The sequence below is a fragment of the Anaerococcoides asporogena genome (genome assembly GCF_029590275.1).
In the GTDB taxonomy this organism is placed as follows: domain Bacteria; phylum Bacillota; class Clostridia; order Clostridiales; family Clostridiaceae; genus JG1575.
This window is the reverse complement of sequence record NZ_CP120965.1, coordinates 2756152-2773566: the sequence shown is the minus strand read 5'-3', so window position 1 is coordinate 2773566 and position 17415 is coordinate 2756152. Positions and strand designations below refer to the sequence as shown.

Below are 17415 nucleotides of genomic sequence, written 5' to 3'. Positions count from 1 at the left end.
CAGTCTACCGCATATAAATCCGGAATTCGCAGCTCAGGCGATCCGGATTTTTTTTGCTGTCCGAACAAGTTTCTCTTTGAAGGGGTCATTCCATGGCACGGGAAGAAAATCTTTGAAAGTCATACGGAAGGAAAAATGAAATGGGTATAAGCTGAAACTCAAAAATTCCTTCAGGATATTCAAGGCTTCATTTCGTTGAAGCTGGGGGAAGATGCGTGGCCAGCGATCATACAGGGAACCCATTTGCCCTAATATGCGATGATTGGAACCCTAAATCCATTACAGGAGTCGACCGTCATTAAGATCCATTAATTAATCAATTTCACAATTTTTATGAGTTGAAACGATTGAATTTTTCACGATCAAATAGTACATGAATAAAAGACAATATACACTATTTTATGTTAATATAGTGTGAACATTAAGAGATATAGATATAGATATAGATATGGATATGGAGTGTATACTAAGGTCAAGTGGGATCCAAGTATATCGGCATCTCGTCTGGTTCAAGTGCTGTTGCATAGAAGGATGTGGTATATTCTTTTATTTGTATGAGGGTTAATTTTTAAGACTTACCAAATAATTGGTTAATATGAGGGGGTCGAGTGATTCAACAAGAGGTTGGAAATTCAGGACCGGAAGAGTTCATTTATTATTATCAAGGGGGAATTATTCATGAAAATAGTGCCTGCTTTCTTATCGATATTATTATTAGTATCATGTGCCCAGCAGATTTCTGAGAATCCTTCAAATACAGTCATTCAGACAAATGCTAACAATCAGACGACAATCAGTTCTGCATCTGCAACAGCTACGGATTCAGTTGAGCGGATCAAGTCAGTCCGGATTGGGGATGTAACAATTGATTCCATCACAGAGATGAGGGTTTGTGAAACGATATCCTATAATGACAAAACGAATGAAATGGTTAAACTGACTGTATCTCAGGCTAATCGGGTGGTGGATGCGATCAATCAGTTGAAATTTTCCGATAAACTGGAGCGGCTGCAGTCCGCAAGTATGACGCAGGAGCCGAAAGCCTGGGCCATCCTGTACTCAGCAGTCGGGTCTTTGCGCTTGGTGGAAGTGAAGACAAAGGATGGAATTCAGGTGATCAACCTGTTTGGACAGAGCGATACCTCGAAGGAAGGGTGGCTGACACTGGTTAAGTCGGTTCCGTTCAGTAATGACTCTCAGACCGAACTGGACCGGAATAATCTGGACATGTACGTGATTGACTATCCCGGTTCGGTTCAGGTGAATCAGCTGGTTCAGCAATTGGCTGGGAAATAACGCAGTACTTCTGACGTACATTTCAGAGAAAAAAGATTGAATATCACTGGTGCCTCTGGCTTTGAGGCACTTTTTCAATTTCGGATGATCAAATTTGATCCCCGGGAGTTCGGCAAATTTTTCGGCTCTTCGCTGTGTTCGGAGATGACTTCAGGGTCCTATGTGCCAAAACTCGATGGTTTCTTGGCGGACCGAAGGAATTCCTTGGATGTTGCAGGCAAAGGGGCATTTTTGTTCTTTCCCTCGGCATCACCGGCCAGGAGCGGCTTGAAGCGCTGCTTCATCTTCCTCATCAGATCGTCTCCGGAAGATCCGATCAAAGGGAAGTTCATCTGCTGGCTGACCATGAACAAAGAAGTTGCAGCACAACCAGGATCCTGGGTGTGCTGCAACTCCACTTTTATTATTTAGGGTTACCAGATTGAACATTCCTGCTCTGGCCTGAAGATCCTTGATTCTGCCGCCGGCTGCTCCGACCCGGGATGTTCATTTCGAGACGGTACTTGGCAACGGTTCGACGGCTGATCGCTATTCCGGCCTGGCGGAGGTGATCAACGATCTGTTCATCGGACAGCGGTTTTTGGGGGTTCTCCTTTCGGATCAATTCTTTCAGCCGAATCTCAATAGCATGGCGCGACTGAGGCGAAGCACCCTTCGAGGCGGCCTGGGTGAAGTAAAAGGCCAGGGGATAGAGCTTCTGCCCCGTCAGGACATACTTGTCTTTCACGGCGCGGGATATCGTCGAGACATGGAGTTCCAGTTCAGAAGCCAGCTGGGTCATGGTGAGAGGCGAAAGGCCAGGTTCTTTTCCGGTGAGGAAGTGCTGCTGGTGTGCTGCAATGCCCTGTCCGACCCGGAGCAAGGTGGAATTTCGCTTTTCCAGAGCTTCGATGATTCCGGTCAGTCGCTTCAGGTACTGTTCATAGATGGGCTTTTCTTCGGCGGCGACCTTGTTGCCGAGTTCCAGGTAGGCCGTGCTGATGGTAATCTGAGGGGTCAGCCGGCGGTTCAGTTCCACATCGATCTGATCGTCCTGGATTGAAAAGGTCAGGTCCGGTGTCACATAGACCGTGCGATTCGATGTTCCCAGCGATTGGGCAGGTCTTGGATCCAGGCTTCGGATCAGGGTGAGCGCTGCTTCCGGATCCGGGAGTCGGTAACGTTCTTTCAGCAGATCGAATTCTCTGGCCGCTAACAGCGGCAAGTCCTGTGTCAGAACTTCTTCCAGCACCGGATCATGGATCCCTCGCCGGCGCAGCTGGAGGATCAGGCATTCAGGCAATGAGGTTGCGCCAATACCGGCCGGTTCCATTGCCTGGATCAGGGCGAGCGCTTCCTGGAAGACCGGCATGCCCAGGAGGGAAGAGGTTTCCTTGAAATAACCCGAATCGTCCAGAGTGTCGATAATCCAGTGGGCCGCCCTGGATACGGCATCCGGCAGTCGAAGAAGACCGATTTCCTGGTGGAGCTGGTCCCGAAACGTCGATCCTTCCTGGAGGGTCTGCAGAAGATCTCCGGATCCCTCCGAACCCATGGAATAGGATTCAGACGGTCGATCCAGATAGGGCGCCAGACGATCCGCTGCCAGAGCACGGTCCGACTGCTGCAGCTGTTCCTGAAAGGCATCGCTGTCCACCGCCGGATTGGTCTGAGCTTCTGTCCGAAGGAAATCATACAGGTCCTGACCGGACAGGGCGAGCATTTTCAGGGAAAGCCTCATATCCTGGGTCAGAACCAGATGCTGGGTAAGTTTCAGTTGCTGATTCATCTCCAAGGTGCTCACATCCCTTCACCGGTCATTTGATGTCTTATTTCCTTCGATGACCAGACAGTTGGTCTTAACAAATCCTGAGTCTGCGAGCACTGTCAGGTGCCATCATGATTCACCGAGCAATCGGGGAACTCAGTCCGCAGGCAGCTGTTGTTGAATCGACGGGTCCTGCAGCATCAGCGTCTCGATGGCTTCCAGCAGAGCCGTCAGCGGGTGGGCGGCGGATCGGGAACACGCCCGGGCGGGCTTGTCGCAAAGAAAGCAGCGACGTGGATTCAAGCCCATTGCTTCTCGCGAGAGGGCACTTCCTTCTGTCAGGACATCAATGTCCAGCAGTCGTCCCAAAGGCAATGATTCTTCCAGCTCGATCATCAGAAGCTTGATTTCATGGGCGGGACGCGAGGTTTTTATAATCACCTCGGGCCCAGTAGCGGCTTGAGTCTGATCCATCACAACACTGTCCTTTATCCGAAGCAGAATCTCGTTCAGGCTCAGGCGAAAGGCCAGACGGATCAGTTCATTGTCTTTGATGGGACCCGGAATATTCATTTTCATGCTGAGCAGGGTATGGTTCGGGAAATCTCGCTGGAGTTCTTCCAGGGTATTCGCTCTTGTCTCCCGCCGGTCAAGCAGTTCAGCGGGGGAGACCGGAATCCCCTGATCAAGATATTTCATAGCAGGTGTTCTCCTGTGGCGGTTGTCGGAAGCGGCTGGATCAGAACCGCAAGCGACCGCCTCACTGCAGTTTGGTCGGGCAGATCATTGGAGCGGATCGGATCGATGAGATCCTCGAACGGATCGGGCTGATTCATGGGATTCTGTGGATTAAATCAAACAGGGGATGGCTTGAGAATAGCTGCCATCGATCACATGGGCTGTTCCGGTCTTTTGGTTTTCAGTCATCCTCATTGTAAAGGAAGACGGACAGGACATTCAAGTAATCCAGCGGATTTTAGTATGCCGCCGGCAAGGATTAGATCCTGCCGGCTGAAATGAGAAGGGACTGCAGCAGGAATCCTGTGGATTCTGTGCAGTCCCTTGGCTGAACCTGCTTCATGCAGATTGGGTGCGTATTTGTTCCTTAGAGCTTGCGATCCTCGATGGACATGCCGTGCTTCTTGGCATAATTGGTGGTATACCAGGCGTAAAGCAGGGTCAGGGCACCGGCAATCAGATAGGAATAGGTATAGCTGGTCTTCTCAAATGCTGCCATGTTAAAGCCGATGGGGGCATGGATGATGAAGCTCAGAACCACAAAGGCATAGAACATGCCGGGGATCAGAGCGATCCAGCCATTCTGCTTCCGGATGAACAGGTAGACCGCAATCATCGACATGGCGAAGATGGCGATAAACTGGTTGGTGAAAGCAAAGTACCGCCACAGCATGTTGAAGCCTGCCGGGTTGGTTTTGGCAAAGTACAGGATCAAGCCGCAGGGAATGAAGATGGAGATGGTAACCATGGCTCTCTTTGACTTGGAAATCTGATCGATGTTGAACCGTTCAGCAATGATAAGGCGCAGGGATCTGAGGGCGGTGTCACCGGAGGTGATGGGCAGAACGATAACGCCGATGATGGCGAAGACTGCACCAAAGTTGCCCAGGAAGTAGCGGGAGATGACACCGATCATGGCGGTTGCTCCGGTGTTGGCCGGGGTGATGCCGTTGTCGGTATTGTACATAACCATGGCAGCTGCTGCCCAGGTCATGGCGATGAAGCCTTCAATGATCATCATGTCATAGAAGGTCGTCCGGCCTTCTTTTTCGCTGGTGACGGAGCGGGAGATCAGAGTCGCCTGAGTGGCGTGGAATCCGGAGAGGATGCCGCACGCTACGGTAATGAAGAAGATAGGAATCCAGGGGGCTCCGTCCTTGGTGACGTTCTGAAGGCTCAGGTTTGCAAAATCAACATTGCGCAGCTGGGCCGGGTGGAAAATAACGCCGGCAAAGATAGCAATGGCTGAAATAACGAGCAGGCCGCCGAAAATCGGATAAACCCGGCCGATGATCTGGTCAATGGGGAAGAAGGTGGCGATCAGATAATACAGGAAAATCAGACCGTATACGATCCAGGTCGTGGGATTGGCAGCGGTGGTGGGCTGTTTGAGAACATCACCGACGATAAGGTCGCCAGGGGTGTAGATAAAGACAGCGCCGACCAGCAGCATCAGGATCATAATGACGATGTTGTAGAATGAGCGGACATTTTTGCCCAGGTATTTCTGAATCATCTTGGGCATCTGCGCGCCGTTGTTGCGCATGGAGATCATTCCGGAGAAGTAGTCATGCATGGCACCGGCCAGCACGCAGCCGAGGGGGATGGTCAGGAAGGCCAGGGGTCCGAAAAGAATGCCCTGGATGGGTCCGAGGATCGGGCCGGTTCCGGCAATATTCAGGAGCTCGATGAGGGAGTTTTTCCATTTTTTCATGCCGACGAAGTCGACGCCGTCATAAGAAGCCACAGCCGGAGTTTCCCGGTCGTCCGGCTGGAAGATGCGTTCTACAAATCCGCCGTAGAGAAATCCACCGCCGATAAGAATAACAAGTCCAATAACAAATGTGATCATAATTACGATTTCCTCCTACACGATTAGTACAAGGGTTTACATTCCGATACCGAACAAAGCGCGATCTGCTTTTTTCTCGAGAATCAGCTGCAGGTGTTTCTTTTCCTCCCCGAGGATCACCTTCATCTGATCATTGGCTACTTCAGGATACAGATCCATGAATTCACGAACATACAGAACCGAGTCACGTTCGATGCGTTCACACAGATCAAAGATCTGACTCTTGAACTGGGTTCTGCGGGCAGTTTCCAGCAGCGTGTCCATGTCTGCCAGGAGATCGTTTTCCATCAGGAGTTCGACATACTCAGCCTTCGCTGCGTCAGTTTCAAGGTGCAGTTCCCGGTTGAACTGTTCGATGATGCCGCGATAGATGATTTCATGCTTGTCCTCATCTTTTGCCATCTTTTCGAAGAATTCCTTGCCGATACCTGACTCCTCACCGATCATACGGTAGAGCTGGGCAACCTTCTTTTCGTTCCCCGCGATGAGGTCCAGGAATTTGGTGCCGTCCAAAGTAATTGACATAATTTTCCTCCTTTGCGTGTTTTTAGTTCGGTAATAAACAAATCGCTTTGTTATCTTTATAATAGTACTAAATAACTAATTTTACAAAATCTGTTTTAGTTTCTTTGTCTGGTTAATTTCTCGACAATTAATGAAAATGATGTTATAAAGTGATTTCAGGATAATAGTTACAGTTTGTTAGCGTATTATTAATAAACAGGCAAAAAACTGTAAAAACCGTCACAACAAAATTTTGTATTATCTTTTTTTGCAAATAAAAAGATACGGGATGCTTCTCGTATCTTTTGTGGAGTAATTGCATAATTTTGGTATAAAACCAAGGGTTGGCTGTACTAAAATTATAGTACACCGAGCGCCTGAGCCCATTCTTCTTCCTTGAAGCCGGCCAGGACAAAATGTCCGTCCGTCAGGATGGGGCGCTTCACCAGCTTGCCGTGGGAAGCGAGCATGGCGATGATTTCATCCTCCGTCATGGTCTTGACCCGCTCTTTCATGTTGAGCTCGCGGTATTTGTCTCCGGTGCTGTTGATGAACTTCTTCAGCGGCAGTCCCTGCTCGAATACCCATTCGTAAAAGAGCTGGGAAGTCGGCGGGAAGTTGATGATATCCTTCTCCTGGAATTCAATCTGATTGCTGTTCAGCCATGCCATGGCTTTCCGGCAGGTGCTGCATTTGCTGTAGCAGTATAAGCTTAATTTCGTTCGATCCATTGCTTGCTCCATTCTAATTCTTATATTTCGGTTGGTCGATTGCCTTTATCATTATATCAAGAAGTTTGGCGGGTGTGTGATAAAATGAAGGGAATGAGAACGCAATACCCCTGATCGGGCAGATCCGGTTCGGGGTTCAGGAGGGCTTATGGAGAAAAAGTATGTGATGGCGCTGGATCAGGGAACCACCAGTTCGCGGGTGATCCTGTTTGACCGGGATCAGGCCATTTGCGGGATGGCACAGAAGGAAGTAACACAGATTTATCCACAGCCGGGCTGGGTGGAGCAGGATGCCATGGAAATATGGGCGACTCAGATGGGGGTTTGCCGGGAAGTCCTGGAGAGAACGGGAACCAGTCCGTATGAAATTGCGGCCATGGGCATTACCAACCAGCGGGAGACGACGGTCGTGTGGGAAAAAGCCACGGGAAGGCCGATCCATCACGCCATCGTCTGGCAGTGTCGCCGGACTGCGACTCTGTGCGAGGAGCTCAAGGCCAGAGGACTGGAGGACTGGTTCCGCCAAAAGACTGGGCTGGTGCTGGATGCCTATTTTTCGGCCACCAAGCTGCAATGGATCCTGGATCATGTGCCGGGAGCCCGGGAGCGGGCCCGGGCGGGGGAACTGCTCTTCGGAACCGTGGATACCTGGCTGATCTACAATCTCACCAGGGGCCAGGTTCACGCAACCGATTATTCCAACGCGTCCCGAACCATGCTGTTTAACATCCATGACCTGACCTGGGATGAAGAGATCCTGGAACTGTTGGATATCCCCCGGCAGATGCTGCCGATTGTCCGGCCCTCGAGCGATCTTTATGGGGTCACCGACCCGGGAACTTTCGGCGGGGCGCAAATCCCCATTGCCGGAGCCGCGGGAGACCAGCAGGCGGCACTGTTCGGCCAGTGCTGCTTTGAGGTGGGCATGGCAAAGAATACTTATGGCACCGGCTGCTTTCTGCTCATGAACACAGGAGCGGAAGCGGTCCGATCCGAGCATGGCCTTCTGACCACCATTGCCTGGGGGCTGAATGGCCAGATCACCTATGCGCTGGAGGGTTCCGTGTTCATGGGCGGTGCCTCGGTGCAGTGGCTGCGCGATGAACTTCGGATCATCGACTCGGCCCAGGAATCGGAAGCCCTGGCTGCCTCCGTTCCCAATACGAATGGGGTTTATGTAGTTCCGGCATTCACCGGTCTGGGGGCTCCTTACTGGGACATGTACGCCCGCGGACTCATCATTGGACTGACCCGTGGGGTGCGCAAGGAACACCTCATCCGGGCGACACTGGAATCCATCGCCTATCAGTCCCGGGATGTTCTGGTGGCCATGGAACAGGATGCCGGGATCGATGTCCAGGTCCTGAAGGTGGACGGCGGGGCTTCCCGCAATCAGTTCCTGATGCAGTTCCAGGCGGATATCATGGATGTCGCTGTGGTGCGGCCGCAGGTCACCGAATCCACAGCGCTGGGCGCGGCCTTTTTGGCCGGACTTGCCACGGGCTTCTATGAGTCAGTGGAGGAGCTGCAGGCAAAGCTCAAGGCGGACCGAACGTTCCAGCCGACCTGGACCGGGGAACGCATAGAACGAAAATACAAGCGCTGGCAGGAAGCGGTCAAACGCTCCATGAACTGGGCGAGAGAAGAGGATGAAGATGATGTATGATGTGATCATCATCGGGGCCGGAGTCATCGGCAGCGCCATCGCCCGCGAATGTTCGCGCTATCAGTGGAATACTCTGGTGCTGGAGAAAAACCTGGAGGTGGGAGAAGGAACGACCAAAGCCAACAGTGCTATCGTCCATGGCGGCTATGACGCCCTGCCGGGGACACTGAAAGCCAGGCTGAATGTCGAAGGAGCCCGGATGATCCGAGAGCTCGCTCCGCTGCTGGATTTTCCCTATGAGCAAATCGGCTCAATGGTACTGGCCTTTGATGAGAAAGATGAGGCGATCCTCCGGCAACTCCTGGACCGGGGCCGGCAGAATGGAGTGGAAGGTCTGTCCATCATTTCCCGGGAAGAGATTCTGGCGCTGGAGCCCAACGTGTCGGGCGAGGTTCGTTCCGCCCTGCGATGCACGGTGGCCGGAATTGTCTGTCCGTTCAATCTGACCTACGCCCTGATCGAAAATGCCCTGGCCAATGGGGTGGAACTCCGGACGGATGAACCGGTGACCGGGCTGAACCCGGAGGGGGAGCTCTTTCAGATCACAACAGAGAAAAACCATTATCATGCCAAGGTTGTGATCAATGCCGCCGGGATTCATGCGGCGGATGTGGCAGCTCTGCTCGGCGAAACAGATTACCGGATCCGGCCCCGTCGGGGAGAGTACCGCCTGCTGGATCGGTCGGAGGGGAAAATGGTCGGCCACATCATCTTTCAGACCCCGACGGAGCTTGGCAAGGGGGTTCTGGTGACCCCGACGGTTCATGGCAATCTGATGATCGGACCGGATTCGGTTGAAGTGGAGGATCCCGGTCAGAGGCCGGCTACCACCGGCGAGGGCTTGGGCCGGGTCGATGCGCTGGCACGTAAATCGGTGCCGAAGCTTCGGCTGGATCGCACGATCCGCGTATTTTCCGGTTTGCGGGCCACGCCTGACACCGGGGATTTCATGATTTATGAAAGCAAGCACAATCCCGGATTCCTGCATGCCGGAGGTATTGAATCACCGGGGTTGGCGGCTTCCCCAGCCATCGGCCAGATGGTGTGCGAACTGGCCGCTGCCACCGGACGGCTCCCCCAGGTGAAGCGGGACCAGATTATAGAACGTCGCTCCGGCATCAAGGCCTTTCGGCAGATGACCCCAAAGCAGCGGGAAGCGGCCATCGCGGCCGATCCGAATTATGGCAGCATCATCTGCCGTTGTGAAACGGTCTCGGAGGCTGAGATCCTTCAGGCCATTCATCGACCGGCCGGAGCCGTGACCATGGATGGGGTCAAACGCCGGGTGCGGCCGGGCATGGGTCGCTGCCAGGGAACCTTTTGCGGCCCGAAGGTCATTGCCATACTGGCCCGTGAACTGGGAATAAGTGAAGAAGAAGTGCTCAAGGACTCCAGGGGATCCCGGGTGATCCTGGGGCATACGAAGGGGAAGGAATGAGCGGATATATAACCATTGACCAAGTCCGGCCCAGTTATGATGTGATCGTCATCGGCGGCGGCCCGGCCGGACTGGCGGCAGCTCTGGCCGCTCAGGGGCAGGGGGCGTCCGTTCTGATCCTGGAGCGGGCACAGGAACTGGGAGGGATTCTGAATCAATGCATCCATACCGGGTTTGGACTGCATGAATTCAAGGAAGAGCTGACCGGGCCGGAGTACGCTCTGCGCTTTGTTCAGCGAGTGGAACAATCCGGAGTGGATCTGCTGGTAAAGGCTATGGTGATTGAGCTGACCCCGGACCGGGCCATAACAGCGGCAACTGCCGGCGGCATGGTGTATACCAGGGGCCGGTCGGTTGTCCTGGCCATGGGCTGTCGGGAACGAACGGCCGGAGCCATCGCCATCCCGGGGGAACGTCCCAGTGGAATCTATACCGCCGGAATGGCTCAGAAGCTGGCCAATGAAGAAAGTTATCTGGTGGGGAAGGAAATCCTGATTTACGGATCTGGCGATATCGGACTGATCATGGCCCGGCGCCTGACGCTGGAAGGGGCGAAGGTGAAAGCGGTCGTGGAAATCATGCCGATCTCCTCGGGGCTGCCCCGAAATATTGCTCAGTGCCTGGATGACTTCGGGATACCTCTGAGACTGTCCACGGCCATCCGGCTCATTCACGGCGAAGACCGGGTCACCGGCGTGACCCTGATCCGGGTTGATGACAGCCGCCAACCCATTGCCGGCACTGACAGCTTCATCCCATGTGATACCATATTGCTGTCAGTGGGCTTGATCCCGGAAAATGAACTGAGCATCGCAGCGCGAATCCCACTGGATCCGATCACCGGAGGTCCCATCGTCGACTCTGCCCTGATGACCAGGATCCCAGGGGTTTTTGCCGCCGGCAACGTCCTGCAGGTTCATGACCTGGTAGACTATGTCAGTCAGGAAGCGAGCCGGGCCGGCCTTGAAGCAGCCCGCTACGCTTTGACGGGAAGGGGGGAATCCCAGCTGATTCCGGTTGTTGCCGGAACGGGTATTCACACGGTCGTTCCGCAAGCGATTGTCAAAGGCGGGGAGTCGGCGATTCTCTCCCTGAGATCCAAGACTGTCTTCGCCAATGCCAGAATTATCATACGACAGGGCGATGATATATTGCTGAGGCGTCAGTTCCCGATTCTGAATCCGGCGCAGATGGTGCGACTTGTAATTCCAGCAAATAATCTGAATAACATCGAACCGGTCCGGATCGAAGTGGAGGAAGCCAATGGATAACAGCGACTTGATAATTCATGAACTCATCTGTATTTCCTGTCCCATGGGATGCCATCTGAAGATCCGGCAAAGAGAGCGGAGCTGGCTGGTTTCCGGCAACCGCTGTCCCCGGGGCGAGACCTACGGCATTCAGGAAATGACGGACCCCCGCCGCATAATTACCACAACGGTTCGGGTTAGAGGGGGCGTTCGTCCGGTGGTATCCGTCAAAACCAGTCAACCGGTGCCCAAAGCAAAGGTCTTCGAGGTGATTCGTGAACTGGCCCAGCTCGAGTTCAATGCTCCGATCCAGGCCGGGGAGGTGCTGTTCTCCAATCTGCTGGGACTTGGCGCAGATATCCTGGCTACCCGGTCGGTGGAAGCCCAAGGAAAGAATCAAACTGAATCAAGGGCAAAAACTAACGCAGCATTCCCCGTTACAAACGGCATTGCGTGACATCAGGCAGCATCCGACAACATAAACAGTGACATACGCCGCGAAGTGACAAAATGCCGCATGAACTGACCAACCAATTCAATGAGTCGGTGGAACAAATTCAATGAGTCGGTGGATCAAATTCGAAGGGGCAAAGAACCCCCGCTATCAGGCTGTGCCTGATAGCGGGGGTTCTTTGCCCGGTTAATAGTGGGATCTGCCCGGGCGGGGGTGTTCCTTCTAGTTATTGTCTGCTACATGACCAGGCCCATGGTGATGGACTTGGAGGGGCAGACTTTGATGCATTCGCCGCACTGGACGCATTTATCCTGATCGATGATGGCCAGGGAGTCTTTCATCTTGATGGCATCATACTTGCAGGCCCGGACACATAAGGTACAGCCGATGCAGCCGATGCCGCAAGTCTTTTTGACGATGGGTCCGAGCAGGGGGTTGGAGCAGCGGTTGATGTAGGCATTCTCGACTTTGGGTACGAGATGAATGATGTTCTTGGGACATTCCAGAACGCATTTTCCGCAGGCTACGCAGTTTTCGGGGATGATGCGGGCGACCCCGTCGATGACTTCTATGGCATCATACTCACAGACGGTTTTGCAATCGCCAAAGCCGATGCATCCGTAAACGCAGCTGCCGGGTCCGTTCTGAACCAGATTGGCGGCCTTGCAGGTCTTGGTTCCGTTGTATTCGTAACGCGGCTTGGTGTGCTGGCTGGTTCCCTGGCAGTAAACCTGGGCTACGGTCGGTACAAAGTTTCCACCAGATTTTCCGAGGTATTCGGATAGGGATTCAGCCGTATCCGGTCCGCCCGGAATGCATTTGGTCGTAACGCCGTCGGAGCCCGAAGCCAGTGCTTCAGCATAGCCGGAGCATCCGGAGTAGCCGCAGCCGCCGCAGTTTGCTCCCGGCAGGATCAGGAGAATGTCTTCCACTCGGGTGTCAACCGGTACCGCAAACTTCTTGCTGACAACGGTGATCAGCACACCTAAGATCAGGGCGGTCAGACCCATGACCAGGATCGGCAGCCCGATGCTGTTGAAATTAATACTTGCTATCATGAGTTCCTCCTATTTGAACAGGTTCTCAGCGATGCCCTTGAATCCGAAGAAGGAAACAGACACGATGGAAGCAGCAATCAGTGTGATGGGGAGACCGGCCAGTGATTTTGGAATCTCGGCATCTTCCAGCCGGGTCCGGATGCTGGAGAAGATGAACATGGCAAGCAGGTAGCCTAATCCGGTTCCCAGCGCGTTGGTCAGTGAAAGGGTGTAATTATAGGATGACTCGACATTCTGGAGGGTTACACCCAGGATGGCGCAGTTTGTGGTGATCAGGGGTAGATAAATTCCCAGGGCGTTGTAGAGCGGAGGAAGGGATTTCTTCATAATGGTTTCGACGATCTGAACCAGAGCGGCGATTACCAGAATAAAGACCAGCGTCTGGAGGTAAGTCATTTCAAACTGTTCCAGAATGAAGTGATTGATCGGCCAGGTGATGGCTGTGGCGCCCAACAGGACCAGGATAACTGCCAAAGACATCGACATGGCGGTTTTGACGTTCTTGGATACTCCGAGGAACGAACAAATGGCCAGGAACTGAGCCAGAACGACGTTGTTGACAAAGATCGTATTAAAAAGCAGCTGCATAAATTCAGTCATTACTGTTGGCCCCCTTTGCTTTGCTTGATCATGTCAGGCACGATCATCTTGTTTGGTTTCATCTGAGCTCTGAACTCGGACATGCCGCAGGCTGCTTTTGCTCCGCAGGAACCGCAGCCGCCGTCCGGACAGTCTGTTTCATCAAACTGAGCAGCTTCGGCCTGGATCGGACCATGGGAGGAGAGCTTGCGGGCTTTGTTCTTGGCAGTATTTTCCATGTAGCGGATGATTCCAAGGGTGCCTGCAATCATCAGGCCATAGACAAAGAATCCACCCGGAGGCATTTTGATGATGCCGAAGGGATTCTCGTTCAGAATCGGAATCGGTTTGTCAAACCAGGTCCCGTTTCCGAAGATTTCGCGGATGGACGCCATGATGGTCAGTGCCAGTGTAAAGCCAAGGCCCATGCCAAGACCGTCGATGGCAGAGTACAGTGGATTATTCTTGTTGGCAAAGGCTTCGGCCCGGCCAAGAATAATGCAGTTGACGGTGATCAGCGGGATAAAGATTCCCAGGGACTTGTCGAGTTCGGGCAGGTAAGCCGCGATCAAGAGCTGAATAACCGTAACCATTCCGGCGATAATGGTAATATAGACCGGAATTCGAACTTTGTCGGAAACCAGGTTGCGGATCAGAGAGATGATGAAGTTGGTCATGATCAGAACCACGGTAGCTGCGATACCCATGCCGATTCCGTTCATCGCGGTGGTAGATACTGCCAGGATGGGACAGGTACCTAACAGGAGCATGAGAACCGGATTTTCTTTTAAGAGTCCACGGCTGAATACTTCGCCGAGGCTTTTTTGTTGTTTCGCCATAGTGTCCTCCTTAATAGCCGAGGGCCTGAACGGCCTTCAGTGCATTGTTCATAGCCATTTTTATAGCGATACTGGTAACGGTGGCGCCGGAGACCTGATCGAAATTGGTCTTGTCGGCTTCACCGGAGAAGGTGAATTCCTTGTCAGCGGCCAGTCCTTTGAACTGATCCTGGAAGGCGGGCTCTTCCGCGTTTTTTCCGAAACCGGGTGTCTCACCGTTGCTCTTTGAAACGCTCATGCCGGCCAGGGTCTTGTCGCTCTTGAAGGCGACAATAATTGGCACGGGGCCGCCGTATCCGCTGGATTCGGACATGACGATGTATCCGAGGGATTCAGATCCCTTCAAGGCTTCGTAAACGCCGGTAACTCCATCGATGCCGGGATCCTCAGCTTTCTTAAACGAATCAGCGTCAGGCATCAGTTCCTTCATCACAATCTCGGCATCTCCCAACTGGTTTGCCGCAATTTTATCCTTAGTGGCGCTGTATGCCAGGGAGAGCATCAATGCGGTGACGATGCAGATGACGGTCAGGACCAGCGCGGGCCACATTCCTTCTTTTTCTTTAAGCATGTTTCACACCTCCCACTGGTTTGGTCATTGTGTAGCGGTCAATGGTCGGGGTCAGCAGATTCATGACGAGAATCGCATAGGATACCCCCTCAGGAATCGAACCGAAGAATCGGATCAGGCCGGTGATCAGGCCGCAGCCGACGCCGAAGATGATCTTGCCCTTGGTCGTATAAGGAGTCGTGACATAATCCGTCGCCATGAAGATGGCGCCGAGGAGCAATCCGCCGGTTAGGACATTGAAGAGCGGATCATTGCCGGTCAGCAGTGCCATCAGGGCAACCGTTCCGACATAAGTAACCGGGATCCAGGCAGTGATTACGCCGCGGACCAGCAGATAGACAAAACCAAGAAGCAGGGCGGCGGCGCAGACTTCGCCGATAACTCCGGCATGCTGTCCCAGGAAAAGCCGCAGGGTGCCGGGTACGAACTGGCCGGCATCCTTCAGGCCAAGCGGAGTGGCTGAGGAAGCCAGGTCACCGGCTCCGGTGGAGCCAATGGCCGAGTACTTGATCTTGACGGTGAAGTTGTTCATCTGTTCGGGAAAGGACAGCAATAGAACAATTCGGGCGGCGATGGCAGGGTTTGCGAAGTTGTTGCCAATTCCGCCGAACATCTCCTTAATGACGATGATGGCGACCAGTGCGCCCAGGACCGGAATCCAGAGCGGAATGGAAGAAGGCATGTTGTATGCCAGGAGAACGCCGGTCACAACGGCGGACAGGTTGTTCAGGTGGAGCGGTGTCTGTCTGACCTTTGCAGAAAGGAATTCAAACACCACACAGGCCGATACGGTGACGGCTGTGATGACCAGGGAACGATAACCGAAAATAAAGAATGATGCCACCAGTGCGGGAATCAGTGCAATGAGCACATCCAGCATAATGGACTGGGTCGTTCTCGAGTCTCGGATATGTGGGGAGCTGGAAACTTGTAAGTTCATTAAACGGCCGCCTCCTTAGCTTTCTTGATTTCATCGAGTTGGGCGCGATAGATTTTCTTGCCGGTGCGGATGGACTGAACCAGCTGGATCTTGGCGGGACATACATAAGCACAGGAACCGCACTCGAAACAGTTCATGACTGCGTATTCGTCCAGGCGGTCAAAGTCCTTTTTCTTGGTGGCCTTATTCAGGATGTTCGGCATCAGGCCGGCAGGGCAGGCATCGATGCAGCGGCCGCAGCTGATGCAGGGTGATTCCTCAGGGAGGACAGCGCCCTTGTCCATCAAAATAATGGCATTGTTGTTCTTGACAATGGGGGTGGTATAGTCGGACATGGCCAGACCCATCATGGGACCGCCCATCAGGACTTTCTTCGGGTCGCAGGTCGTGCCGCCGGTTTTTTCCAGCAGATCGGAGATTCTGGTTCCGATGGGCACTTCATAGTTGCCCGGATTGGCCGGACAATCGCCGGTCAGCGTGAGAACACGACGGACCAGGGGCATGCCGGTTTCCAAATATTGGTTAATATAGTTTACGGTGGATACGTTCAGGACCATGACGTTGACGTCGTGGGGCAGGCCCTGAGCCGGAATGATGCGGCCGGTGATGGCCTGAATCATGACTTTTTCTGCTCCCTGCGGGTAACGGACGGGCATCACCCGAACCTCGATCCGATCCTGGGCGCCGCGACGCTCGATTTCAGCCTGAAGGGAAGCAGTTCCCTGGGGCTTGTTTGCCTCAATGCCAACAATGGCTTTGGGGATGTTCATATACTGAAGAACTGTCAGGATTCCGGCAACAACGTGACCCGGCTGTTCAATCAGCTGGCGCTCATCCGAGGTAATGAACGGTTCGCATTCCATGCCGTTGATCAGGAGCAGATCCGGCTTTTTATCCTGGGGCGGACGCATCTTGATATGAGTGGGGAATCCGGCGCCACCCAGACCAACCATTCCGGAAGCCCGGACGGCGGCGACAAAGGTATCATAATCCGTAACCACTGGCTTCCGGACTGATTCATGAACTGTATATTGGAAGTCATTTTCGATATCCACCAGAACCATCATATCTCCGGTTCCCATGTACTCTGTTTTGACTGCCTTGACCTTTCCGGAAACGGAAGCATGAATCGGAACGGAAATTCCCGATGGCTCACCAATAACCTGACCAATGTCTACATGATCCCCGGCCTTGACTGTGGGCTTACACGGAGCACCAACAGACATGTTCATGGGGATTCTTACCAGACCGATGTCTTTTATTTCTGTAATCGGATGATCACTGGTAAGCTTGTTTTCCAGCGGATGGACTCCGCCTTTGAATGCACGTTTCGCAAACAACATTTTTTCCTCCTCTTGGTACTGAACCTCGATAATCATTAACAGATTATCAAAAAAACTACAAAGATTTCTTGGTATAGTCAAAACTATTACTTACCTATAATACCTCAAATCGAATTTTTTGTTAATCAATTTTCTGCTGAATTACAGGCTTTCTGTATTAATTGTTATTTTTATGTGACTTAAATAAAGGAATGCAAGACATGTTATTAAATTGGGTAAAATCTAATTGAAACATAGTAAGATTTTTATAAAATCCTTAGATTCACACCAGGAATACAAGATGAAAACGAACCAAATCTGTCGAAATCATAATTCTGAGTGAAAGAGTCAGAATTAAATCGTGTACTAAAAAATATTTTATCTGTTTTGAGGTAGATTTCCGGGGACAAGGAGGATGCTAAGTGCATTC

The 17415-nt window shown here is 52.7% G+C and carries 17 protein-coding genes; 5 read left to right on the top strand and 12 right to left on the bottom strand.

The genetic code is table 11. The features are described from left to right. The first annotated feature begins 927 nt into the window (after positions 1–927). Complete coding sequence (locus P6M73_RS12750; RefSeq protein WP_277853414.1) at positions 928–1296, top strand: hypothetical protein; 369 nt, start codon at positions 928–930, stop codon at positions 1294–1296. A 158-nt stretch (positions 1297–1454) separates the two neighbouring features. Here P6M73_RS12750 and P6M73_RS12745 read toward each other — a convergent pair whose 3' ends face one another. The 6 genes from P6M73_RS12745 to P6M73_RS12720 all read right to left on the bottom strand — a co-directional run bounded on the left by P6M73_RS12745 (position 1455) and on the right by P6M73_RS12720 (position 6868). Further along, the gene (locus P6M73_RS12745) at positions 1455–1589 is read right to left on the bottom strand and encodes a hypothetical protein (protein WP_277853413.1); all 135 of its coding nucleotides are present in this window, start codon (positions 1587–1589) and stop codon (positions 1455–1457) included. Between the two features lie 110 nt (positions 1590–1699). Beyond that, complete coding sequence (gene rpoN, locus P6M73_RS12740; RefSeq protein WP_277853412.1) at positions 1700–3064, bottom strand: RNA polymerase factor sigma-54; 1365 nt, start codon at positions 3062–3064, stop codon at positions 1700–1702. 135 nt (positions 3065–3199) lie between these two features. Further along, a complete protein-coding gene (citX, locus tag P6M73_RS12735) occupies positions 3200–3742 on the bottom strand; it encodes a citrate lyase holo-[acyl-carrier protein] synthase (protein WP_277853411.1) in 543 nt (180 codons plus the stop codon). A 406-nt stretch (positions 3743–4148) separates the two neighbouring features. Further along, a complete protein-coding gene (locus P6M73_RS12730; protein ID WP_277853410.1) occupies positions 4149–5633 on the bottom strand; it encodes a carbon starvation CstA family protein in 1485 nt (494 codons plus the stop codon). Positions 5634–5669: 36 nt separating this feature from the next. Continuing rightward, a complete protein-coding gene (locus P6M73_RS12725; protein WP_277853409.1) occupies positions 5670–6158 on the bottom strand; it encodes a ferritin family protein in 489 nt (162 codons plus the stop codon). Positions 6159–6496: 338 nt separating this feature from the next. Then, a complete protein-coding gene (locus tag P6M73_RS12720) occupies positions 6497–6868 on the bottom strand; it encodes an arsenate reductase family protein (protein ID WP_277853408.1) in 372 nt (123 codons plus the stop codon). A gap of 148 nt (positions 6869–7016) precedes the next feature. Here P6M73_RS12720 and glpK point away from each other — a divergent pair, with 148 nt between their 5' ends. Genes glpK through P6M73_RS12700 form a run of 4 tightly spaced genes read left to right on the top strand, consistent with a single transcriptional unit; the run spans position 7017 to position 11679 of the window. Then, positions 7017–8534, top strand: a complete 1518-nt coding sequence (glpK, locus tag P6M73_RS12715; RefSeq protein WP_277853407.1) for a glycerol kinase GlpK — start codon at positions 7017–7019, stop codon at positions 8532–8534. After that, on the top strand, positions 8524–9972 hold the full coding sequence (locus P6M73_RS12710) for an NAD(P)/FAD-dependent oxidoreductase (protein ID WP_277853406.1): 1449 nt from the start codon (positions 8524–8526) through the stop codon (positions 9970–9972). The genes glpK and P6M73_RS12710 overlap by 11 nt, the downstream gene beginning before the upstream one ends. Then, complete coding sequence (locus P6M73_RS12705; RefSeq protein WP_277853405.1) at positions 9969–11243, top strand: NAD(P)/FAD-dependent oxidoreductase; 1275 nt, start codon at positions 9969–9971, stop codon at positions 11241–11243. The genes P6M73_RS12710 and P6M73_RS12705 overlap by 4 nt, the downstream gene beginning before the upstream one ends. Then, positions 11236–11679, top strand: a complete 444-nt coding sequence (locus tag P6M73_RS12700; RefSeq protein WP_277853404.1) for a DUF1667 domain-containing protein — start codon at positions 11236–11238, stop codon at positions 11677–11679. Before P6M73_RS12705 ends, P6M73_RS12700 begins: the two co-directional genes overlap by 8 nt. Before the next feature lie 233 nt (positions 11680–11912). Here the strand turns inward: P6M73_RS12700 and P6M73_RS12695 are convergent, their stop codons facing one another. The 6 genes from P6M73_RS12695 to rsxC are packed head-to-tail and all read right to left on the bottom strand — an operon-like array spanning position 11913 to position 17006. After that, positions 11913–12734, bottom strand: coding sequence for an RnfABCDGE type electron transport complex subunit B (locus P6M73_RS12695; RefSeq protein ID WP_277853403.1), 822 nt, complete (start codon positions 12732–12734; stop codon positions 11913–11915). 9 nt (positions 12735–12743) lie between these two features. Continuing rightward, positions 12744–13334, bottom strand: coding sequence for an electron transport complex protein RnfA (locus P6M73_RS12690; RefSeq protein WP_277853402.1), 591 nt, complete (start codon positions 13332–13334; stop codon positions 12744–12746). Further along, positions 13334–14152 carry an electron transport complex subunit RsxE gene (gene rsxE, locus P6M73_RS12685; RefSeq protein ID WP_277853401.1) on the bottom strand — a complete coding sequence of 273 codons (819 nt, stop codon included), beginning with the start codon at positions 14150–14152 and terminating at the stop codon, positions 13334–13336. Before rsxE ends, P6M73_RS12690 begins: the two co-directional genes overlap by 1 nt. A 10-nt stretch (positions 14153–14162) precedes the next feature. Further along, the gene (locus P6M73_RS12680; RefSeq protein WP_277853400.1) at positions 14163–14723 is read right to left on the bottom strand and encodes an RnfABCDGE type electron transport complex subunit G; all 561 of its coding nucleotides are present in this window, start codon (positions 14721–14723) and stop codon (positions 14163–14165) included. Beyond that, positions 14716–15663, bottom strand: coding sequence for an RnfABCDGE type electron transport complex subunit D (locus P6M73_RS12675; protein ID WP_277853399.1), 948 nt, complete (start codon positions 15661–15663; stop codon positions 14716–14718). Before P6M73_RS12675 ends, P6M73_RS12680 begins: the two co-directional genes overlap by 8 nt. Continuing rightward, entirely contained in the window at positions 15663–17006 is a 1344-nt protein-coding gene (gene rsxC, locus P6M73_RS12670) for an electron transport complex subunit RsxC (RefSeq protein ID WP_277853398.1), read from the bottom strand. The genes P6M73_RS12675 and rsxC overlap by 1 nt, the downstream gene beginning before the upstream one ends. Positions 17007–17415 lie beyond the last annotated feature (409 nt).